Source organism: Actinopolymorpha pittospori (assembly GCF_014873875.1).
Lineage (GTDB): Bacteria > Actinomycetota > Actinomycetes > Propionibacteriales > Actinopolymorphaceae > Actinopolymorpha > Actinopolymorpha pittospori.
In genome coordinates, this window is sequence record NZ_JADBEM010000001.1 from 6,943,502 (window position 1) to 6,964,957 (window position 21,456).

Sequence of the window (21,456 nt, forward strand, 5' to 3'; positions counted from 1 at the left end):
GGTGTTCTCCTTGTCGTGGGCTGGTCAGGCCCTCATGCGGTGGTGACACAGACCCTAGGCGGGGACACCGACAACCCCGGGGACCACCGCCGTCTGGTCAGGACGGCTCGGCACCAGCGACCAGCACGTCGAGCGGCACTGGGCGGCGGGTGAGGGTTGGGGTCCGCCCGGTCGTCAGCCATGATCGGCGGGCGCTGTAGAGGGCTCGGTAGGTCTTGCGTCCGGCACGCTGGCGGTGCGGTGAGGGTGCGGCCGGGACGAGGGTGACGGGCTGTCCGTCCTCGGGCCTGTGGCCGGTGGCAGCGGTGAGGGTGAGCAGCAGGTGCCCGCCATGCACGGTGGCGGCGGACACCGACGCGGAGAACGCCGGGGCGCTCGTGTCGGGCGCTCCGACCCAGCCGGTCACGTCGCTGCCGGGGCGGAGCCGGGAGTCCAGCCGAGGCAGGTGACCTCGATGCGCTTGAGCTTGTCGCCAAGCGGGCGCGCGGTGCCGGTCACGACATGGCCGGTGTGGACGGCACGGCAACGGTGCAAGGGGTCTGTCAGCAGCGCGGCGGCGTACAGGTCAGCGGCGTCGCACCGGGAGCGCAGGCCGAGAGCGGCGCGGCTGGTGCTGTCGGGGCGTCGCCAGTCCAGCCCGTCGCTGTGCTCGCTCTGAGCCGCGCCGTAGGCCCACATGTCGTCCTCGGCCAGTGTGTCGAGCCACTGTAGGGGCGGCCCGTCGGTGAGGCGCTCGTGCAGGGTGAGCAGGCCGGAGGCGGAGTCGTCGGGCACGTCCAGCCACTGTCGCCACGTCGTGGGCTGGTGCTCGGCTACCGGGGCGGTTCCAGCACCCAGCGGGCGCGGCAGGCAGCGGAGGTGTCCACGACGGCGCGGCCTCCGGGGAAGTCGGCGCGGTCACGCCACCATGCGATGTGTGCCGCCACGGTGTCTTGCTCGCTGTCGGCGGTGGCGATCAGCGCAAGGCGGTACAGCAGGCCGAGGGTGGCCGGGTCATCAGTGACCAGCGTTGCCGGGGACGTCGCGGCGAGGGTGACACCGACCGACCCCAGCAGATCGAGCGCATCCGGGCCGGTGGCAGTGGCCTGCGGCTGCCCGGCAGCCGCGACAGTGACGGTGACATGTCCGCCGGACAGGCGGGCGCGGCAGGCGACCGGGCGTGAGGCAGTGCTGATCGGGGCGTGCAGGAGCCGGGGCACCAGCTGGCGCGTGGTCGCGGCGCGTAGCCGCTGGCCCAGGTCGAACCATTCGGCGGTCATCGTGGTTCCCCGCTCGGCTCGGCGGTACCGGCCGTCCAGCCATCGCGCAGGGCGCCGGCGACGGGGCCGGGAGCAGCCTCCCGGCCGCAAGCCACGTCAACGGCTGTAGCGGGTGTCACGTCGGTGCCGAGGAGTAGTCGGGAGGCGTACTCGATCAGGGCGGGATCGTGGATGCTCATGGAGCGAATCTCCTTGCGGCGTGGGCTGGTCAGGCCCTCATGCGGTGGTGGCACAGACCGTAGGCGGGGACACAGACAAGCCGGTGCCCCCCGCCTACGTTCAGGCGGCACGAGGGGTGATGTGAACCGTGCTCGCCCACGACGGGGTTCCATACGGCGCACGGTGGCTGATCACCGCGCAGACAAGACGGCTACGGGTAGGGGTGTCCGGCCACGGGGTATCGCCGTCAGTCAGGACGATCACCACGTGCGGAGCGGGGACGGCCTGCTCGGCGGCGGCGATGCCGACGCGCATGTCGGTGCCCCCTCCCCCACTCAGGCGTACCGACGTGGCCGAGCGGACCCGCTGGGCCGTCGTGGCGGCGGCGTCGCAAGACAGCAGCCGCACACGCTCGCGGGCCACCCCAGAGGACCGCAGGACACCGGTCACTTCGCTCATCGCGGCATCGAGATCGGCCTGACTCATCGACCCGGAGGTGTCCAAGACGATGGAGACAACCACCGAAGGGGCCCGCAAGGCGGGCTTGACGATGCGCGGAAGGCGGCGACGGGAGGGGCGGCTGTAGGTGTAGTCCACGCGACCAGCACGATCGGCCACAGCACGACGTACGGCGGCACGCAGCAGCCGGTCCCACGGCACTGTCGGGGGCGCAAGGACCGCTGCGGCCCAACGGGTCAGCCCGCCAGGAACGCTGCCGCGACCCTTGGCCTGCTCGACAGCCCATACCTCATGGGCGACACGACGGCGCACAAAGTCCGCCTCAGCAGGGCTGACAGGCTCGGCGCTGCCGTCCCCCAGCCCGACACCGGCCGGAAGTTCGCCAGGCACAGGCGGGCACCCCGACCCGGACCCACACCCGCACGACCCATCGTCAGGCAGCGCCGGGACGGCACCATCCGGAGGGACGAGCCTCGCGTAGTAGGTCTCCGCAAGGTCTCCGTCATCACAGCCGAGCGCGGCGGGCGTCACCACGCCCTCAGGCAGCGGGACACCAGCCCCGAGCAGGTCGTCGTTGATCTCGGCGTCCCCGGCGAGATTCCACGCGAGCTGATGCCTCGGAGTGGGCAGCGCCTCGGCCCGACCGGCGTGGTCACGCAGCAGATGACCGACCTCGTGCAGCAGCACCGCAGCGACAGTGGGGCTGTCCCAGCGGCCCGGCCCGACCAGGAGACCGGGATCCATGTAGAGCCTCCACGCCCCATCCACCGCGAAAGTGCCCAGCCCCGGCGCAGAGACAGGGGCCACAGCGAACAACGCGTGCATGAAGTACGGGGCACGCTCGGCCGCGACGAGGCGGCCGAGCCGGAAGGCCTCGCGCTCCTCGACAGTCAGCGCCCTGGTCTGCCCGCTCATGCCGCACCGGCCCCGGAAAGCCGAGCAGCAGCGAGGACGGGCGCGAACCGGGCGCGCACGGTGGCAGGGACGCGGGCGCTGGCCGGACGGCACTGCGCCAGCGGTCGAGCCGCAGCAGCCAAAACGTCGGGGGCACCGGCCTCGGCGGCAGCGAGCAGCGGTCCCCACGCCTTGCGCCAAGCCTCGGCGGTCCCGGCACTGGCAGCCCAGCCGACCACGGCCGACAACACGGCCCACACCCGGTCGGGCCGGTCGGTCCAGTCCACGAGGGACGGGTCGTCGACGACAGCGGCGGGGTCGGGCAGGTCGACCCGCTCACACCACGTGAGGAACTCCACGCACACGCCCTCACCGACCAGCCCGAAGGTGATTGCCTGCCGCGCGGCCGCGTCGTTGTCGCGGACATTGGCAAGGGCAGCAGCGAGCATGGCCCACACGCGGCGCGAGGGCCACGGCCCGCCGGTGCCCTCTGCGGTCCGGGGGAAGGTGTGCAAGTGCTCGGGCTTGTGCCGGATGAAGCCGGTAACCAGCGCCTTGACCGCCTCGGCGCGGGTGGGGTCTGCCGTGATCGCCCGGGACGCGGGCGGAGCCGACCAGCCCACGGTCATACCGTCGAGCCAGTCGTCCACGCTGGGCTGAAACGTGATGTGGCAGAAGCGGTTCGCCAGCGGAGGGCTCATCTCCCAGCCGTCAGCGGCACGGTCGGGCGGGTTAGCGCCAGCGACGACGCGGACGGCGGGCGGCAGGGCCAGGTCACCGACCACCCGGTCGAGTGCGACGGCCAACATCGCGGCCTGCACAGCGGGCGGGCAGGTGGTCAGTTCGTCCAGGAACAGGTAGCCGGCCGCCGCCTCGGCCAGTCGCTGCGCCCATGCAGGCGGGGAAAGAGTGACGCCGTGGTCGGTAACCACGGGCAGGCCCGCCACGTCGGCAGGTTCGCGTATCGAGCCGAGGACGGTCTCGCACGGCACACCCTCGGCGGCGGCGATGCCGCGCACGAGGCTGGACTTGCCCATGCCGGGGTCAGATAGCAGCAGTACCGGGACGGCCACACGGCCGCAGGCGTCAATCACCGTGACGGTGGTGGCGAGGTCGCTCATGACGATCTCCCATCGGAGGTCGGGCGGATGGTCAGTCCGCCGTGGTTGGTGAGCCCCACCCTGCCACCAAGCACCGGCAACGCGCAGCACGAAAACCCCGGGACAGGCACCCCATGCCGCCTGTCCCGGGGTTTTCGTGCTGTGCGTTGTCCGTGGGAGCCGATAGCGTCGAAGACACCAACCAATCGCGGCCTGACCAGCCGACTGGACCCCGAGGAGGGGCCATGACTATCAACCCATTTCACGCCGTGACGATCGACGTCGAGGGCAACGCCCAGGCGGTCGAGTGGGACACCACCAACGGCACGCTGAAACCGCTGCAGAGGGCGGTGGGCGGCTTCGTTGATGTCGTCTCCCTGCACCCGACAGTGGACATGTGGGTCAACGACAACGGCATCGCCGAAGGCCTGCCGGTCAACATCGTGGCGACCGCCATCGCCGGTGCCTTCGGAGCCACACACCAGCCCTACTTCGGCCCGGTCGTCTTCACCGGCGGGGCCGACAGCGAGGGCGAGACGCTATCGCTGGAGGACCGTCAGGTCACCTTGCTGCTAAGCCTCGCTAGTACTACAGCCGTAATTCGTGATCTCGGCTGGTCGGCGGAGTTTTGATGCTCGGCGTGTTGCTGTGACAGCGCGCGGCCGCCGCGACATTGTCTGCGTTTGTGAAGACGATAGACATTGAGGCGGCGGCCGCTGCTCTCAGCGTAGATGTCGCTGGGTGGGAGCGGGAGTTGGACGCGCTGATGCGTCGGGTTGGGTCGTGCTTTGTCCGGCCGGAGACCGCTCGGACGGCGCGGGACGTGGTCGACGGTCTGCTTGCGGGCCTGCCCAGGGCTAACTGCTGGACGCTGGCTGAGCATGCCGGGCACCGCAGCCCGGATCGGATCCAGTATCTGCTCGGCCGTGCGGTCTGGGACGACGCGGCGGTGCGAAGTGAGTTGGCCGAGTACGTGGCGGCGAACCTGACCGACGGCGTGGATCCGGATCGGGTGGTGCTGGTGTTCGATGAGACAGGGGATCAGAAGAAGGGCAGCCACACGGTGGGGGTGCAGCGGCAGTACTCAGGCACGTGTGGTCGGATCGAGAACTGCCAGGTCGCGGTGTTCGCCACCCTGGCCAGCCCGCGCGGGCACGCGTTCATCGACGTCGGCCTGTACCTGCCCCAGTCCTGGACAACCGATCCGGGCCGGCTGGCGGAGGCCGGCGTGCCTGAAGATGTGGAGTTTCAGACCAAACCGCAACTGGCGCTGGCCATGACCGACCGGGCGTTGGCCGCCGGCATCCTGCCCGGGTGGGTCAGCGCCGATGAGGCCTACGGCGACAATCCCCGACTGCGACAAGCCTTCGAGGAACGACACCTGAACTACGTCATGGCAGTCTCATGCGACACCCAGATCCCCACTCCAGCAGACACGAGCACCGGCACAGGCACCGGCAGAATGCGAGCCGATGAGTTCGCCGCGCAGTTACCGGCAACCGACTGGCACCTGGCCTCGGCCGGCAAAGGCAGCAAAGGCGAACGGCTCTACCACTGGGCCCTCACCCGTCTGGCAAACCTCAGCCGAGCTGGCTACCGGTGGCTGCTGGTCCGCCGCCATCCGGCCACCGGCGAACAGGCCTACTTCCTGTGCCATGCCACCACCGACGTCAGCCTGGCAAGACTGGCCACGGTCGCTGGAACTCGCTGGCGTATCGAGGAGAACATCCAAGTCGGCAAAGGGTGTGCCGCACTGGACGAGCACCAAGTCCGTACCTGGACCTCCTGGCACCGCTGGACCACCCTGGCCATGCTCGCCCACGCCTTCCTCGCCGTCCAAGCAGGCCCAGACAGCCATCCCGACCCCAGCAGAGCAATGGTTCCCCTAACCTGCAACGAGATCCGGCACCTCAGAGCCACCATCACCCACCCAAGCCACCCCCTAACCCACACCATCCGATGGAGCCGATTCCGCCGCCACCACCAACACCACGCCCGACTCTGCCACTACCGACGACGAAACCAAGATTACGAATTACGGCTGTAGTACTAGGGCAGCAAGGGCCGAGTTCGTCTAATACCTCAGGGGTGCCGGGTCAAGAATCCACCGGTCCGGCACCCTCCCCCCCAGGTGCGGGTGGCGACCATGCGGACCCCAACTGTAGGTGGGCACCCCATGCCAGCTGGCGCGGTGACTAGGACGCCTCCCCTTCCGCCGGTGGACGATGTTTGTTTGTCCGGGCACCTAAATCGGCCGCTGTGGTTGTAGTTCCGGGATCGGCAATCACCGCCGCGATCGAGACCCCATCCGCGACCTAAGCCTGGATCCGTGGACCGGGTGAGTGGTCCTTCGGCGTGGTAGCAGAGGAAGTGCCTTCTGGATCGGGAGAATCTGGAGTGTCGAAGTCCTGATCCAACCCGATCCAAAAGGCACTGACAGTGAAACTACCGTATGGGTGGTCGCGAGCCACGCCGGTCTTCGATGAGCAGAATCTGGTGTCGTGCGCGGGGCTGGTGCCGGTGATGGCGCTGGCGGAGCGGGCGGGCCTGTCGGAGCTGGTGGGCGAACGGGTCGCGATCACGGCGACGACGGTGGCTTCGGCGGCGGCCAACCCGGCGGGCAAGCTGGCCTCGATCATCGCGGGGATGGCCGCGGGCGCGGACTGTATCGATGATCTGGATGTGATCCGGTCGGGTGGGATGCGTCGGCTGTTTGGTGGGGTGTATGCGCCGGCGACGTTGGGTCAGTTTCTGCGGGAGTTCACCCATGGCCACACCCAGCAGTTGGCCTCGGTCGCGCGGGCCCATCTGGTCAACCTTGTCCAGGCCAGCGGGTTGTTGCCGGGTATCGAGGATCGGGTGTTCATCGATATCGACTCGTTGTTGCGCCCGGTGTATGGGCACGCCAAGCAGGGCGGGAGTTTCGGGCACACCAAGATCGGCGGCCGGCAGGTGTTGCGCCGGGGCCTGTCGCCGCTGGCGACCACGATCAGCACGATCCAGGGGGCGCCGGTGGTGGCCGGGATCCGGCTGCGCGCCGGACGGGCCGGCTCCGGCAAAGGCGCGGCGAGCATGGTGGCCGAGGCGATCGCCACCGCCCGCGCCGCCGGCGCCAGCGGGCAGATCCTGGTGAGGGGCGATTCGGCGTATGGCAACCACGCCGTGGTCGGCGCGTGTGTGAAGGCAGGCGTGCGGTTCTCGGTGGTGCTCACCAAGAACCCGGCCGTCACCGCCGCGATCGCCAGCATCGCCGAAGACGCCTGGACACCGGTGCACTACCCCGGTGCTGTCGTCGATGACGATACCGGTGAGTTGATTTCGGATGCTGAGGTCGCGGAGGTGGAGTTCACCGCGTTCACCTCCACCAAGCACCCGGTCACCGCCCGACTGGTCGTGCGCAGGGTCCGTGACCGCGCCCGCGACCAGGCCGGCGAGGAGGAGCTGTTCCCGGTATGGCGTCATCACCCGTTCTTCACCAACAACACCGAACCCACCGCCGATGCTGACATCACCCACCGCCGGCACGCGATCATCGAAACGGTGTTCGCTGACCTGATCGACGGGCCGTTGGCGCACCTGCCCTCAGGCCGGTTCGCCGCGAACAGCGCGTGGGCGATCTGCGCCGCCATCTGCCACAACCTGCTCCGCGCCGCCGGAACCCTCACCAGCCCCCGCCACGCCCTCGCCCGCGGCGCGACGCTTCGCCGTCACATCGTCACCGTCCCCGCCAGGATCGCCCGCCCTCAGCGCCGGCCCGTCCTGCACCTGCCCGAGCACTGGCCCTGGGCCCAACACTGGAAAACCCTGTGGAACAACGTGTTCCGCCCTGCGACCGGGCCACCACGCCTCGCCTGAAACCTGCCCACCCGCCGTCAAGGCCCGACCAGAAACCAAAGGAAAGCTGGGCAGACCAGCGAGCCCGACCTGCCCAGCCGCAGCCCACACCACCAAACCCACAACCAAGATCACCAACCCACCCGGTCCACGGATCCAGGCTAAGAGCCTGTTCCTGAACCGCTGAGTGATCTTTGTCGGCGTGTTGTGGCTGGTGAGAGAGGAACTCCTGGTAGATCGAGCGGTGTCGAGTCGCAGATCTACCAGGAGTCCGGTTGCTATCTTGCCGTGCGGTCGCGGTGTCCGCGCCCTCAGGTACCCCGTGTTGCCGTCTGGCGTCGTTCCATCAGCAGGCATCAGGTCGTCGTCGACGGTATCCCTCGGATACGACTGATGGGCAGTGGGCGGTGATCGATGGGTTGCTGCCCGATCCTGGCTCGTTGGCCGGGAAGGGCGGTCGCCGGGAGGTTCATTGTCGCCGCGCGATCGTGGACGCGATCTTCTACGTGGTGGACAACGGCATCAAGTGGCGTGCGATGCCGTCGGACTTTCCTCCGTGGTCGACGGTGTACAACTACTTCGCTGCCTGGGAAGCCGCTGGCATGACCCAGAACGTGTTGGACTGTCTGCGTGACCGGGTACGGCTGCGCCAGGGCCGCACCGCCGCGCCCTCAGCCGCGGTCATCGACTCGGCCTCGGTGAAGGCGGCCGAGACCGTTGCCAAGCCCAGCAGAGGCTATGACGCGGGCAAGAAGATCAACGGACGGAAACGACACATCGCCGTGGACAGCCTCGGCCTACTGCTGTGCGTGATTGTGACCCCGGCGTCGGTCCAGGACCGCGACGCAGCACCTGCCCTGCTGCACCAACTGGCGGCCTGTTGCCAGCGGATCAAGCTGGTCTGGGCTGATGGCGGCTACGCCGGCAAACTCCTGTCCTGGACCAAAGACCACCTCGGCCTGGGACTGCAGATCGTGAAACGAAACGACGATGTCACAGGGTTCGTTGTCCTGCCCAGACGGTGGGTCGTAGAACGAACCCTGGGCTGGATCAGCCGACACCGCCGCTGCGCACGCGACTACGAACGCCTACCCCAACACCACGAAGCCATGGTCCGCTGGACCATGATCCGCATCACCAGCCGACGCCTCGCCAAACCGGTTTAAGAACAGGCTCTAAGCTTGTCGTTTAACCTCTGGTCCTTTCGTCATGAGGTTGGTTGGTGTGTTTGCCGACGTTGTGGCGTGGTGCTTGTTGGCGGTTTTTGCGGCCTGGTGGGCGTCCTGGGCCTGGCCGGCTGGGTTTTGGTGCGCGGGCGGGGACGGGTAGTTTCCGGTGGATGTTCCGATAGCCGCGGTGTACTTGTGCCGGTGTGAGCGGGCGGCCTGCTTGTTGGCGGGGTTCCCAGGGGCGACGGATGTGGTCAGTGAGATCGCGGGCAAGTCGTAGCTGGGTGTAGGCGACGACGATGAGCCAGGTCCAGCGGTCGGCCGCTTCGGGGTCGCGGATCTTCGGTTTGGTCCAGCCGAGGGTTTGTTTGAGCATGCGGAAGGTGTGTTCGAGATCGAATCGGCGCAGGAATGCCCGCCAGGCTCGGTCAACGGTTTCAGCGCTCAGGTTGGTGGCTGATGTCCATAGCCACAGCGGTTTCGGGTCACGCTCGCCGGGCAGATGGTCGACGGACAACCGGATCAAGCTGCCCTCGATGACCGGGAGTTCGCCTTCGTGGCCGGTCCAGGCCGCGCGGCGGGTGAGCCGCGGGTGTAGCCGGTTCCAGCAGCTCGCGGTTGCGGTGCCATACCGGGGTGTTTCGTTGGCTGTTGCCACATCGGGGGGCGTCCAGGTGTCGGGGTCGGGCAGTGAGAACTCGGGTCCGTGTTTGGGTGGGCGGCCGCCAGCGCCTGGTGTGCGTGGTGGTTTCGGGTGTCGCAGTACGCGGTCTGAGCGCAGCCGGCCCACCAGCTGCACGGGCAGGTCGTCCAGCAGATAAGCCAAACGCGTCACGTCGTAGCCGGCGTCGAACATGATGAGAATGTGCGGATCATCGGGCTGCCACTGTCTGGCTTGCACGAGCCGGGTGACGACGTCACGGACCTGGCGTGCGGTGGCCTCGGTTTCATCGTCGGTAGGTCCAAGGTGTCTCGCCCCGGGTTAGATGGAGACATCGAAACCTGGAGGAACGAGGACGATGGCAGCGCAGCGTAAGTACCCGGATGAGTTGAGGGAGCGGGCCACGCGGTTGGCGGTGGAGGCTCGGCAGGATCCGGGGTCTCGGATGGGCGCGGTGAAGCGGATCGCGGACCAACTCGGGGTGCATCCGGAAGCGTTGCGGACGTGGGTGAAGCAGGTTGAGGTTGACGCTGGGGTGGCGCCGGGGACGACGACATCGGACGCGGCCAAGATCGCGGAGCTGGAGCGGGAGAACCGTGAGCTGCGCCGGGCGAACTCGATTCTGAAGTCGGCGGTGTCTTTCTTCGCGGCGGAGTTGGACCGTCCGAGTCGATAGACACGGCGTTGAAGGTCGAGTTCGTGGACTCCGTGGAAGCGGAGCACGGTGGCGTCCAACCGGTCCTGACGGCGTTGAAGGGAACGCCTGCTGAGATCGCGCCGTCGACCTACTACGCCCACAAGTCCCGGCCGCCGTCGCCTCGGTCTGTCCGTGACCAGATCCTGGTCGAGCAGATCAAGGAGGTGCATGTGAAGAACCTGGAGGTCTACGGCGCGAGGAAGGTGTGGCACGAGATGCGCCGTCAGGGCCATCAGGTGGCCAAGTGCACGGTCGAACGGCTGATGCGCGCCGAAGGTGTCCGTGGCGTCACCCGGGACAAGCACCCCCGGACCACCAAGCCGGCCGCTGAGACCGAGCGACCCTGTGACCTGGTCAAACGCGACTTCACCGCGTCACGTCCGAACCAGTTGTGGGTGGCCGATCTGACCTATGTGCGCACCGCGGACGGGTGGGTCTATGTGGCCTTCGTGCTCGACGTCTACTCCCGCATGATCCTCGGGTGGCAGGTGTCGATCAGCCTGTATACCGAGCTCGCACTGGATGCACTGCAGATGGGTATCTGGCGGCGTGAACACGCCAGTCAGGACGTGGCCGGCCTGGTCCATCACAGCGACAGAGGCGTGCAATACCGCGCGTTGCGCTACACCCAGCGGCTGGAGGAGGCCGACGCGGTCGCGTCGGTTGGAAGTAGAGGAGACAGCTACGACAATGCCATGGCCGAGGCGCTGAACTCGCTGTTCAAGGCCGAGCTCGTCCGCGGTCCAGCGCGTCGGCGGAAGGGACCGTGGCGCGGGATCGACGACCTTGAGATCGCGGTCGCGGAGTGGGCCGACTGGTACAACCAACGACGCCTGCACGGCGAGCTCGGGCACGTCCCGCCCGCCGAGTACGAGGCCGCCTACTGGGCCCGTCAGGCCACCGACCCTGACGACCACGACGAGCAGCCCGACGCCCAGCATGGCCACCACCACGACGCCACCAAAGCGTCCCAGACCGATGCCGGCACGGCATCATACGCCCAGACCAACCCGGTCTTGGCCGCGGCAGGAACCAGCTAAATCAGTCTCCACGAAACCCGGGGCTTGACAAGCCGCACCACATCGAGGATCTGTGTCCAGGAGCTGGGTCCGCTCTCCAACACTGCGACGAAGGAGTACGGCCAGCCCGGGATCATCTGTGCCTGGTTCTTGCCGCGGCCGTAGGTGTGGCAGAACAGTCGTTCCGCACTGGTGTCGGCGTCCGGGCGTAGCCAGTTACTGACATCGACGGCCAGCACGATCCGCCCATCCCGGTCACGGGGAAGCGGCAGCCCACTCAGCGAGTAGCTCAGCCTGGTGATGTCGATCCGTCCGGCATTCAACCCGTCATACAGCGCGCCATGCCCGCGCCGGTGCTGTGCAGCAAGGCACAACTCGACCAGCGTGTTCACCGGTCCCTGCTCACACAACACGGCGTCGGCCAGCTCGAACAAGGCATCCGCACGCGCGGTCAAACAGTCATAGAACACGACCCGGAACCGGGAAAGATCCACAACAGTGTTGGTGTCCCGCTCGCCTGGACACGGTACATGAGGCACACTGATCTGCGCGGCCATCGCTTGCCACCTTCGGACGTTCTTTGGTCGGAACCCGAAGAGCATCAGGCGATGGCCGTTCCATCACCACAACGACACGCCGAACAAGGTCAGACCCGCACCCCGAGCAGGACTCGGGAGGTTAAACGACAAGCTAACGCTGATTCTCGCGCAGCGGATTCAACCCCAGTTTGATCACTCGTATTCGTAGCGGAGGTGTCGTCCGCCCCACCAGGGGACTTCGGTGGTGGGGAGGTCGGCGTGGCGGAGGACGGGTGAGTAGGCGCGTCGGTCGAGGCGGACGATGGTTTCGTTATCGCGGTTTTCGATTGTGCCGCCGGTGGAGAGGAATCGGCGTTGCAGGGTGTCGGGTGTGGCGGTGGCGTAGCCGGGGAGGCGTCGGCGGAGCGCGGCGCAGATGGTGTGGGCGAGTACGGAGAGCACGACGTCGAGGTCGATGTTGAGGGGGACCGCGCCGGCGAGGGCGTCCAGGCCGAAGGAGCGGATGGCTTCGGCGAGGCGTTGTTCGATGTTCATCCGCCTGGCGTAGGCCTCGATCACGTGTTTGGTCGGGGTGGTGCGATTGTTGGTGATCAGGATGGTGGGTTCGTCGTGCCCGAGTCCGGTGATGGCGAGTTGGCGTAGCGTGCTGGGGTAGGCCGAGAGTGTGGCGGCGGGGTCTTCGATCACGCGGACACGGCGGGTTTTCCCGCCCGCTCGGGCGATGGTGAGTGGTGTCCAGTCCTTGGCGGGCAAGGCATGTAGGTGTTCGGTGAGTTTCGGGGTGCGGGCGCGCAGGGTGATGAAGGCGATGCCGCGGGCGTCGAGGTCGGCGAGCTGGGCCTGGGTGGTGACCTTGGAATCGAAGATCAACAGTTTCGGGTCCGCTCCGGAGGTTGTGCGCCAGTGGTCGGCGAAGGCGAGGATTTCGTTGTTCTGGTTGGCTTTGGCGAGGTCGGCGTTGGCGTAGAGCAGGGTGTGGGTGGCCGCGTCTTCGGCGAAGAAGGTCAACACTGAGCGGGTGCGTTGCGAACGTCTGGGCACGTAGTGTTTTTCCAACGCGGGGTCGGCGCCCCAGTGCATGACGGCGTGGAAGTCGAGGTTGATCGCCTCGCCGTGCGCGAGCCCTGCGGCGAGGCTGGCTTTGTCCAGTGCGGCAAGGAATCGTTGTTGCCGGGTGTGGTCGAGCCGGTAGGAGTAGGTGGTCAGCGCGGTGGCCTTGGGCAGGCTGGTCAGCCCGGCGAACAACGCCGCACCGGGGTCGGTGGCGATGTCGTCGATGTGGGAGACGCGGCGGGTGGTGGTGAGTTTGATCGCCAGCAGCGACAGGATCGAGCTGATCGCCGGGATCACAGACGTGCCGGGATAGCCCGCGGCCCGCACCAGGCCGGGCAGGTCCAGTGCCACCAGATCGGGGATGGTCAGCAGTAGCCCGGCCATCCGGGTGTCGGCGTGGGCGGGCAGGACGGCGAAGTCGATCACCTTGGTGCGGGGCTGGGATTCGCGTCGGGGTAGGCCGCGCTCGGCGTGCGGACGGGGCCACAAGCGTGGGAACCCTTCCTCGGCCAGGACTTCGGCGACCCCGGTGCGGTTGAGCGGAGTGTCCTCCTCGGCGAGCGCGGCAGCGATCTCGTGGGCCGAGTGGCCCAACCGGCGCAGCTCGATGATCCTGGTGCGGGCCGCTTCCTTGGCCGGGGCCGTCTTCGGGCCCGGACGCGAGCTCTGGAAGAACTCGCAGCGTCCGGCCCGGAAGTCCCGCACCAGCGACTGCAGCGTCGTCAGGGTGTAGCCGAAGCGGGTCGCCGCCTCCGCCGCTGAGACTCCCTCGAACAGGTACGCGCGCAGTGCCTCGTAACGACGCTGGTTCGCCGCTGCTGGGGCGGCGAAGTACTCACTGCCCCGACGGGCCGCTTCTGGGGTGGATATCGCTGCTTGTTCCACGATTCAACTACAGCAAGCGACACGATCGCGGTCAACATGACACGCCGATCACTGGCGGCGACAGAGCGCAACGGCAGCCATCGCTGCGTCTCTCCCGCCGTCGTACTCCAAGTGAGATCGTGCTCGCTCATCACATCCGGGTCGGACGACAATCCGAAATCCGCCACAACAGGCAGTCAGATCGACCCTGACCGATCACCCGCTTCGGGCGCAACGACCATCACAATCACATGCCCATAGGCGAAAGCAGCCCGGAGCCGCCCAACATCCTGGAGCCACCGACGCGCCACCGCTAGACACGAGAATCGGCGCTAAGCCCCTGGCCGTGGAGTGATGACTCGTTGTCGGCGGTTCGGAACACAGGTAGTACCTTTTGGATCGGGACGAGGTCATCGGTTCTCTTCCACGGTGCAGCTGCGTCCGGGCCCATTGCGCGAGTCTGCTGATCCGCCCGGGACCGCCCCAGGAGTGAGCGTCCGAGTGCGCGGCAGGCAGCCGCACCCGCAGGGCCTTCAGAGGATCTGACCGGCCTCGCGGTTACGCCGCTTGCGTTCGGCGAGCGGCAGCCGCTCGATGGCCGTGATATCCATACTGCCGAAGATGTCCTCGAGTCGAGCCAACGGCTCAAGCTGTGCGACGGTGCACCAGGGCAGCCAGACGCCGGTGCCGGACACTACGAGATCGGCGAGTCCCACCGCCTCCTCGACAAGCCCGTTGACCGCGTAGCCGACGTTGTTGCCGACGTACTGCGTGGTGCGGAAGCTTGTGCTGAGGAGGAACCTTGCCACGTCGCGGTAGTGCGCGTCGCCGGTGAACAGGTATAGCCGGTAGAAGTTCGCGCTCTCGTAACTAATCCAATTGTCGATGCCTGAGTGACCGCTCGCGATCAGACTGAGTCCGAGTGGGCCGTGGTCCCGATAGGCTCGACGCGGCGTGTCCATTTGCCAGCCCCAGCCGATCAGCCAGGTCTCGGTGTAGTCGGCGGCCTGGCGGGCAGCATCGAGCCACCGTTCCTCTCCCGTGGCGTCGTGCAGAGCGAGGTAGGCGTGCATCGCCATACCGCCGCCCTCCTTGTCGAGGACGTTCGGGTTGTCCGCGGTGCCGCCCTGGTAGTGGAAGGTGCCATGGGTGGTCTCGTAGTAGTACCTGCCCGCGCGCACTGCGGCGTCGAGGTAGCGCTCGTTCTTCGTCAACAACGTAAGGTTCACGAGTAGGCGCACCGGATGTGAGGTGTTGGACTTTGCGTCACTGTTGACGGTGCCGTTCCAGTTGTATGCGCGGTAGAACGAGCCGTCGTCGTTCTGGTGACCGACCAGGAAGTCACCGAACCGCTTGAGGTACGCCTCCCATGCGGCCACAGGTTTACCGCGACGCCGCATCAGCCGGGCGGCGTCGAGCACGCCGTCCATCCCGTCGGAGGCGACCCGGATGTACGCCGGGTACCACTCGCGCCAGTTCGGCTTGTCACCGTCTATCCACAGCTTTGGGAGGCCGTTGGGAAGCCCGGACTCCTGCACCCAAAAGTCGATGACGGAACGACCCGTCGCGGCGAGCTCTGCATCGCCACGCATGAGGCCGGCACGAAGCATCTGGTAGCCCGCCGGAGCCTGCTGACCAATGAATCCCATAACGTAGCTGACCGCGTCAGCCTCGCCGCTCGGTAGTCTGCAGCGGAAGGGCAGTCCTGGGAACCCGTTGTAGCGCTTGGTGAGCCGTCCGAGCAGCGAGACTCCGGCGGCGAAGACTGCGGTCGCGGGCGACGGGCCGGCGGCGGGTGCGAACCGATCCCAGTGGTCCCGCCATGTCGCGGCGGCCGCCGCCGGCAGATCAGCATACGAACCGAAGGTGAATCGGGCCCGGTACCGGTGGGAGAACCCCGCGCGTACCGGGTGGCTGCGCCTGGCCCACGGGCTGCCGAGATAGCTTTTCTCGCCCTCGAGTGCCGGATAGGTGAACGCGAGTTCGGCCCGCGGCGCACGATGTGCGCCCAGTGCGGCGTACTGGATCGACTCGTTGATCCACCATGTGTTGGTCCGCTCGTCGATGAACTCGCCGTTGTCCGTTGCGGGTCGCGCCCCGTCATGGCTCAGTGCGATGGTTGCTCCGGTCGTACGGTCGCGAGCCACAACGAACGGCAACGCCAGTCGCATCTCGCGCACGTACAAATAGCCGTCGGTGGGATCGCTTCCGATCGCGCCGGATGGCAAGCCTGTCGCGTCGCCGTAGCGGACGCCCGGCAGGAACAGGTCGACGTCGTCGAGCTCCGATGTGTCTGGCATGCCGATCGCCAGGCGCGAGTTGAACCCCATCTCCAGGGTCGCCACGGCCTTCTGCACGGTGACCGTTCGGTCGAGCAGGACAGCACCGCCGGTGACGGTCCAGGCATCGTCGAAGCGGTAGACGCTTCCGGCCGCCGTGGTGACCACGCCGCTCGCAACGAGCCCAGCTCCGCGCCGGGTTGCCGATCGGTAGCCCGCCGCGGTGTCGACCGGCGCGTCGCCGACCTTGGCCAGGATCTGTGCGGGCGCACTCTGCCGGGCCAGTACGGTCCCGCCGCGCCCGTCACGGATGACGACGCCGTAGCCGCCGGACACGGCCTCCTCCTCGACGACGAGGTCGGCCGCTTGCACGGTGGGCCGCGAGCTGGCCGCGGCCGCCTGCGGGTCGGCGAAGGTAGCCACCCCGGTCGCGGTGCTGAGTGCGAGGAAGCCACGTCGTGAAAGCTCGTGAGCACGTTGAGAGGTCATTGTCTGCCACCTGACGGATCGGATGTCACCTGACGGATGGGGGACGCCGCGCCCCGCAGTGTAGGGGTAGTTCTAGCGTTAGAAAAGAACAAGGCGCTCAGTGGTCATCCGGTGCGCTGGCGCGGACGCGGAGCCGGTACGAGGCGAGCCGATGGCGTCCCGGTCCGTGATGCCCCTCGATCCGTTCAATCAGCATGTCGAGCGCAAGAGTCGCGATCTCGTGCTTGTCCGGTGAGATGGTGGTCAGCGTCGGTTCGGTGTACGCGGAGACGGCAATGTCATCCCAGCCGACCACCGCGACGTCGTCGGGTATGCGTACACCGTGCGCATGGAGGGCGCTCATGGCGCCGAAGGCAAGTATGTCGTCACGGCATAGCAAGCCGTCGAAGTCCATGCCCCCCTCGATTGCGCCGCTTATCACGCGCTGCCCCTCGTCCGGGCCGAACGAGTCAATGGCGAGCACGAGGTCCGAGTCCGGCGCGATGCCGTTCTCCTCGAGCGCAAGCTGGTAGCCCATTAGCCGGCGCCTCGTCGTATTCGTCGGCGACCGTGTCTCATGCCCTAGGAAGGCGATCCGCGTGCGGCCCAGACGGAGCAAGTGCCGAACCGCATCCCGCGCCGCAGCGACGTTGTCGATCATGACATGGTCCATGCCCAACGGCGCGGCGCCCTCGCCGACTAGAACGAACGGCAGGTGCTGACGCAGCTCGGCGACCTCCCTCGTGGTAAGCGCGACCGGGTGGTACAAGACTCCGTCGACGAGGCCAGCCTCGACCCCGGACACGACGGTGCGTTCGACGTCGACACCGGTAATAGTCTGCTCGAAAAGCACCCGGTAGCCGCGCGCCGCCGCCAGGTCCGCAAGGTGACGGGACAGCTCCGCGAAGTACGGCACGTTGATTTCGGGCAGTGCCAACGCGATCATCCCGGTGCGGCCCGTTACGAGCCGCCGCGCGCTCGCGTTCGGCCGGTAACCGAGCTCGGCGATCGCCGCACGCACGCGATCCCTGGTCGCGGGCCGCACGCAGGGCCGATCGTGGACCACGTTCGACACCGTCTTGATCGAGACGCCGGCAATTGCCGCGACGTCCTTGAGGCGCGCAGTCGGCATCATCGCCCTTCCCCATAGCTCGGAGCTGGCAGGAACATATTGCCCCTTCCCCCGGACCGCGCTCTTTCTAGCGTTGAAAGAGTAAGCGCTTGGCTTCTGCAGCAGCAAGACCACGGCGCCTCTGTGGGCGGGGGTCGTGGTGCTTCTTCGTGAACGACAGGCCTTGGGTGCGGGTGGTGGCTGCGTCCAGATCCACCCGCCCGAAGGCAAGACCGGACCGGACCCTGCTCGGCATCAACATTGAGTCGACCAGGAGCACGAGCAGCCTGTCTGGCCGAGCAAGTCCGGCGGCCAGAACGCGACGACGCACTCGACATAGGCGTAGATGACCCTGGACGAGGTGGTCGCGTAGGCACTCCAGGCAGGCGGCGCGGAACACCAGCCGGGGACACATCCGAGTCATGCTGGACCTCGCCGGCAGCCCCTTCTGCTTGTGCCGATGACTTCCCACCTATCCCAGACCCCGAATCGCGACAGCGGGCCATCCACGGACAGCGCCGACTCCAAGCTGCGGATCGCCTTGCAGGAACCCCGCACCGGTTACGGTCCGGACGGTGGATTGCGACCAGCGGACCACCACGTCGGCCGGCAATACTCGGGTCAAGGCTCTGGTCGGAGGTCCGCCTCCGGACCTCGTGGCACCGATGGACCATCCTTGCCGTGCTTGCCACGCGAACACGAGGAGACGGCCTGGCCGTACTACTTGGCTGGCGTGCGTAGAGATTCGCCCGGGTAGCCGAGCGATGCGATCGCAACCTGGACCCGCGGGCGCTGGTCGCGGGCCGCGCGTTGATCGCGTTCGAGACCGTCCGGACGGAGACACCGGCAAGCTCGGCGCCGCCGGCCAAAATGACTGCCATGCCTTGCCGTGCAGCATGATGACTGGATATTCCTGCTGCACAGTCGTTGACAGCGGGATTGCGCCCGTAGCAAACTTCCGGCACCTCAATTCCATCGTTGAATTCGCGTCAGGAGTCATCGGTGACTGTGACCTCGACGATCGATCCGGCCTTCTCTGTCGGACCGGTTAATCCCTGGCTGTTCGGTACCTTCGTCGAGCACCTCGGCCGGTGTGTCTACACCGGCATCTACGAGCCCACGCACCCCTCAGCCGACGAGGATGGCTTCCGCGGCGATGTCGCCGCCCTGGTCCGTGAACTCGGTGCGACCGTCGTCCGCTACCCGGGCGGCAACTTCGTGTCGAACTACCGCTGGGAGGATGGCGTCGGGCTGCGCGAGTCGCGACCGCGGGTGCTCGACCTCGCCTGGCGTTCCGTCGAGACCAACCAAGTCGGTACCGATGACTTCCTCGCTTGGTGTGCCCGCGTCGGCCTGGAACCGATGCTCGCGGTCAACCTCGGCAACCGCGGCCTGGCGGAGGCGGTCGACTACCTCGAGTACGTCAACGGCAACCCTGGCACCCGGTACGCCGATCAGCGCGTGAGCAACGGGCATGCCAAGCCGTGGGGGGTACGTCTGTGGTGTCTGGGCAACGAGATGGACGGTCCGTGGCAGATCGGCCACAAGACGCCGGTGGAGTACGCACGGCTCGCGCAGGAGGTCGCTCACGCGTTCAAGGCTTTCGACCCGGATCTGCAGCTGGTCGCCTGCGGCTCCTCGAACACGACGATGCCGACCTTCGGGGAGTGGGAGCGCATCGTTCTCGAACACTGCTTCGATGACGTCGACCTGATCTCGGCGCACGTCTACTACGAGCCGGTCGGCGGCGACGAGGTGTCCTTCGTGGCGGCCTCGGCGCACATGGATCGCTACATCCGCGACGTGGTCGCGACGGCCGATCACGTGGCCGCCAAGCGGCACTCGTCGAAGCGGATCAACATCTCCTTCGACGAGTGGAACATCTGGTTCGCCGCCCGGCACGCCGAGAACCGGCACGCCGAGAACAAGGTGGAACACACCGAGGCGTCCGAGGCACCCGCGCTGATCCAGGACGTCTATACCGCGCTCGACGCGGTCGTGGTCGGGTCGTTGTTGATCACCCTGCTGCGCCACACGGACCGGGTCGGGGTGGCCTGCCAGGCGCAGCTGGTGAACGCGATTGCGCCGATCCTGACCATCCCGGGCGGAGCCGCGTGGCGGCAGACGATCTTCCACCCGTTCGCTCTGACTGCCAAATACGCCCGAGGCACTGTCTTGACGCTCGCCGGTGATCACGGGCAGGTCGACACTCCTGCCTACGGCCCGGTCGAGCAGGTGTGGGCGGTCGCAACGCACGATGCGCAGTCCGGCGAGCTGACAGTCTTCGCCGCCAACCGGTCGCTGACCGACCCCGCCTCCTGGACCGTACGGCTGGGCTCCTTCGGCGAGCTCCGCCTAGTCGAGCATCTCGTCATCGGCGACGAGGACCACAACGCCGTCAATTCCGAGGACGTCCCCGACCGGGTCGTCCCCCTGGCCGGCGTCTCCACCCTCGCCGACGACCACGTGACCGTCACCCTGCCGCCAGCTTCGTGGCACTGTATTCGACTCGCCAGCCGCTGATCTTCGAAAGGACCAACCGATGATCCCTTCTGATCCGGTGCGTTTCGGCCGCCGGACCCTGCTCGGCGCCGCCGCCGCTGTCGGCGCCGGACTTACATTGTCCGCCTGTGGCGGCAGCCACGGCCCGGGTCAGGCGCCCACAACCGGCAAGGGCGGTGCCGAGGGCTACGACGGCCCCCCCGTCGAGCTGCAGTACTGGAATGGCCTCACCGGCGGCGATGGCCCGGTGATGAAGAAGCTGGCAGCCAAGTTCATGGACGCCCACCCCAAGATCAAGATCACCACCACGTCGATCGCCTGGGCCGACCTGTTCCAGAAGCTGCCGGCCGCGGTGCAGAGCAGCCGTGCCCCCGACATCTGCCTGATGCACACCGCCGACATCGCCACCAACGCCGCCCGCCAGGTAGTTCAGCCGATCGACGACGTGGTCAAGGGTCTCGGACTCACCGCCGCCGACTACGCCGAACTCGTCTGGAAGGCGACCTTCTACAAGGACCAGCAGTACGCCATCCCGCTGGACATCCACCCGGCGGGCCTCTACTACAACAAGAAGGTGCTGAGCCAGGTCGGCGCCGACCCGACCAAGCCGCCGACCACCAAGGACGAGTTCATGGCGGTCCTGGACAAGTGCAAGTCCAAGGGCGTCAAGGGCTACTGGGTGAGCGCGCTGAGCATCGGCGGCCTGGTCGCACAGTCGATGATCTTCCAGAACGACGGCTACATGATCAGCGACGACGGCACCAAGACCGGCTTCGCCGATCAGCCGGCGATCGACTCGCTCACTTACTTCAAGAGCCTGATCGACGACGGCTACTCGCCGAGGAACGCTGCCGCCGACGGTGACTGGGTCTCCTTCAGCAACAACAAGGCCGCCTTCATGATCGTCGGACCCTGGATGGTCACCCCGTGCAAGGAGGCCAAGGGCCTGGACTGGGGCTGTGCACCGATCCCGCTGTTCGGCCCGCAGCAACAGACCTGGGCGGGTTCGCACTGCTTTACGCTGCCCCGGCAGACCAAACAAGACAAGGACAAGGCGACCGCCGCGCGCGTCTTCGTCAACTGGATGAGCAAGAACTCCGTCGGCTGGGCCGAGGCCGGCATGGTGCCGGCACGCAAGTCCGTCCGCGAGTCGCCCGAGTTCGCCCAGTACACCGAGGTGAAGCAATTCGAAAAGATGATCGACTGGGCGCATTTCCCGCCCAACGTGCCGGGCTCCAGCGACACCGACCCCGAGTGGAGCAAGGGAGTCAGCCTAGCGGTGACCGGGCAGAAGCCGATCGCGCAGGCGCTGCAGGACGCGGCCCAGAAGGGCGACCAGATCCTGACGGCGAACAAGAAGAAGTACGGCGGATGAGCAGCCGCCGCGAT

Annotated in this window: 16 protein-coding genes and 2 pseudogenes; 7 read left to right on the forward strand and 11 right to left on the reverse strand. The window is 67.2% G+C overall.

The window, feature by feature from the left end:
- Positions 1-97: 97 nt before the first annotated feature.
- From HEB94_RS49645 to HEB94_RS32415, 6 genes are all read right to left on the reverse strand, one after another.
- Positions 98-406 (reverse strand): hypothetical protein, encoded by a 309-nt coding sequence (locus HEB94_RS49645; RefSeq protein WP_202896679.1) that lies wholly within the window; start codon positions 404-406, stop codon positions 98-100.
- On the reverse strand, positions 403-774 hold the full coding sequence (locus tag HEB94_RS49650; protein WP_202896680.1) for a hypothetical protein: 372 nt from the start codon (positions 772-774) through the stop codon (positions 403-405). The genes HEB94_RS49645 and HEB94_RS49650 overlap by 4 nt, the downstream gene beginning before the upstream one ends.
- A gap of 38 nt (positions 775-812) precedes the next feature.
- Positions 813-1,259, reverse strand: a complete 447-nt coding sequence (locus HEB94_RS49655) for a hypothetical protein (RefSeq protein WP_202896681.1) — start codon at positions 1,257-1,259, stop codon at positions 813-815.
- Positions 1,256-1,438 (reverse strand): hypothetical protein, encoded by a 183-nt coding sequence (locus HEB94_RS32405; protein ID WP_192753383.1) that lies wholly within the window; start codon positions 1,436-1,438, stop codon positions 1,256-1,258. Before HEB94_RS32405 ends, HEB94_RS49655 begins: the two co-directional genes overlap by 4 nt.
- Before the next feature lie 100 nt (positions 1,439-1,538).
- On the reverse strand, positions 1,539-2,792 hold the full coding sequence (locus HEB94_RS32410) for a vWA domain-containing protein (protein ID WP_192753384.1): 1,254 nt from the start codon (positions 2,790-2,792) through the stop codon (positions 1,539-1,541).
- Positions 2,789-3,892 carry an AAA family ATPase gene (locus tag HEB94_RS32415; RefSeq protein ID WP_192753385.1) on the reverse strand — a complete coding sequence of 368 codons (1,104 nt, stop codon included), beginning with the start codon at positions 3,890-3,892 and terminating at the stop codon, positions 2,789-2,791. Before HEB94_RS32415 ends, HEB94_RS32410 begins: the two co-directional genes overlap by 4 nt.
- A gap of 248 nt (positions 3,893-4,140) precedes the next feature.
- On the opposite strand from HEB94_RS32415, the gene HEB94_RS32420 reads away from it, so the two are divergent.
- The 4 genes from HEB94_RS32420 (at position 4,141) to HEB94_RS32435 (ending at position 8,871) form a co-directional block, all read left to right on the forward strand.
- The gene (locus tag HEB94_RS32420) at positions 4,141-4,503 is read left to right on the forward strand and encodes a DUF3846 domain-containing protein (protein WP_202896682.1); all 363 of its coding nucleotides are present in this window, start codon (positions 4,141-4,143) and stop codon (positions 4,501-4,503) included.
- Between the two features lie 134 nt (positions 4,504-4,637).
- On the forward strand, positions 4,638-5,918 hold the full coding sequence (locus HEB94_RS32425) for an IS701 family transposase (protein WP_192756202.1): 1,281 nt from the start codon (positions 4,638-4,640) through the stop codon (positions 5,916-5,918).
- A 392-nt stretch (positions 5,919-6,310) separates the two neighbouring features.
- On the forward strand, positions 6,311-7,726 hold the full coding sequence (locus HEB94_RS32430; RefSeq protein WP_192749648.1) for an IS1380 family transposase: 1,416 nt from the start codon (positions 6,311-6,313) through the stop codon (positions 7,724-7,726).
- A 278-nt stretch (positions 7,727-8,004) separates the two neighbouring features.
- Positions 8,005-8,871, forward strand: coding sequence for an IS5 family transposase (locus tag HEB94_RS32435; RefSeq protein WP_337918570.1), 867 nt, complete (start codon positions 8,005-8,007; stop codon positions 8,869-8,871).
- A 22-nt stretch (positions 8,872-8,893) separates the two neighbouring features.
- Here HEB94_RS32435 and HEB94_RS32440 read toward each other — a convergent pair.
- Positions 8,894-9,838 (reverse strand): annotated as a pseudogene (locus HEB94_RS32440) (transposase); the annotation flags it as partial.
- A gap of 55 nt (positions 9,839-9,893) precedes the next feature.
- On the opposite strand from HEB94_RS32440, the pseudogene HEB94_RS32445 reads away from it, so the two are divergent.
- Positions 9,894-11,119 (forward strand): annotated as a pseudogene (locus HEB94_RS32445) (IS3 family transposase); the annotation flags it as partial.
- Between the two features lie 149 nt (positions 11,120-11,268).
- On the opposite strand, the gene HEB94_RS32450 reads toward HEB94_RS32445, so the two are convergent.
- The 4 genes from HEB94_RS32450 to HEB94_RS32465 form a co-directional block, all read right to left on the reverse strand.
- Entirely contained in the window at positions 11,269-11,808 is a 540-nt protein-coding gene (locus HEB94_RS32450; RefSeq protein ID WP_238361698.1) for a transposase, read from the reverse strand.
- A 174-nt stretch (positions 11,809-11,982) separates the two neighbouring features.
- Positions 11,983-13,728, reverse strand: a complete 1,746-nt coding sequence (locus HEB94_RS32455) for a helix-turn-helix domain-containing protein (RefSeq protein ID WP_192748203.1) — start codon at positions 13,726-13,728, stop codon at positions 11,983-11,985.
- Positions 13,729-14,240: 512 nt separating this feature from the next.
- Positions 14,241-16,475 carry a hypothetical protein gene (locus HEB94_RS32460; protein ID WP_192753387.1) on the reverse strand — a complete coding sequence of 745 codons (2,235 nt, stop codon included), beginning with the start codon at positions 16,473-16,475 and terminating at the stop codon, positions 14,241-14,243.
- 97 nt (positions 16,476-16,572) lie between these two features.
- The gene (locus HEB94_RS32465; protein WP_202896684.1) at positions 16,573-17,589 is read right to left on the reverse strand and encodes a LacI family DNA-binding transcriptional regulator; all 1,017 of its coding nucleotides are present in this window, start codon (positions 17,587-17,589) and stop codon (positions 16,573-16,575) included.
- A gap of 978 nt (positions 17,590-18,567) precedes the next feature.
- On the opposite strand from HEB94_RS32465, the gene arfA reads away from it, so the two are divergent.
- Entirely contained in the window at positions 18,568-20,088 is a 1,521-nt protein-coding gene (gene arfA, locus HEB94_RS32470) for an arabinosylfuranosidase ArfA (protein ID WP_192753388.1), read from the forward strand.
- Between the two features lie 19 nt (positions 20,089-20,107).
- Positions 20,108-21,442 carry an ABC transporter substrate-binding protein gene (locus HEB94_RS32475; protein ID WP_192753389.1) on the forward strand — a complete coding sequence of 445 codons (1,335 nt, stop codon included), beginning with the start codon at positions 20,108-20,110 and terminating at the stop codon, positions 21,440-21,442.
- The last annotated feature ends 14 nt before the right edge of the window (positions 21,443-21,456 follow it).

What these genes read in the sequence shown, in the direction of transcription:
- HEB94_RS49655 (WP_202896681.1), bottom strand. Translation starts at nt 1,259, where the DNA reads ATGACCGCCGAATGGTTCGACCTGGGCCAGCGGCTACGCGCCGCGACC.
- HEB94_RS32405 (WP_192753383.1), bottom strand. Translation starts at nt 1,438, where the DNA reads ATGAGCATCCACGATCCCGCCCTGATCGAGTACGCCTCCCGACTACTC.
- HEB94_RS32410 (WP_192753384.1), bottom strand. Translation starts at nt 2,792, where the DNA reads ATGAGCGGGCAGACCAGGGCGCTGACTGTCGAGGAGCGCGAGGCCTTC.
- HEB94_RS32415 (WP_192753385.1), bottom strand. Translation starts at nt 3,892, where the DNA reads ATGAGCGACCTCGCCACCACCGTCACGGTGATTGACGCCTGCGGCCGT.
- HEB94_RS32425 (WP_192756202.1), top strand. Translation starts at nt 4,638, where the DNA reads ATGCGTCGGGTTGGGTCGTGCTTTGTCCGGCCGGAGACCGCTCGGACG.
- HEB94_RS32450 (WP_238361698.1), bottom strand. Translation starts at nt 11,808, where the DNA reads ATGGCCGCGCAGATCAGTGTGCCTCATGTACCGTGTCCAGGCGAGCGG.
- HEB94_RS32460 (WP_192753387.1), bottom strand. Translation starts at nt 16,475, where the DNA reads ATGACCTCTCAACGTGCTCACGAGCTTTCACGACGTGGCTTCCTCGCA.
- HEB94_RS32465 (WP_202896684.1), bottom strand. Translation starts at nt 17,589, where the DNA reads ATGATGCCGACTGCGCGCCTCAAGGACGTCGCGGCAATTGCCGGCGTC.
- HEB94_RS32475 (WP_192753389.1), top strand. Translation starts at nt 20,108, where the DNA reads ATGATCCCTTCTGATCCGGTGCGTTTCGGCCGCCGGACCCTGCTCGGC.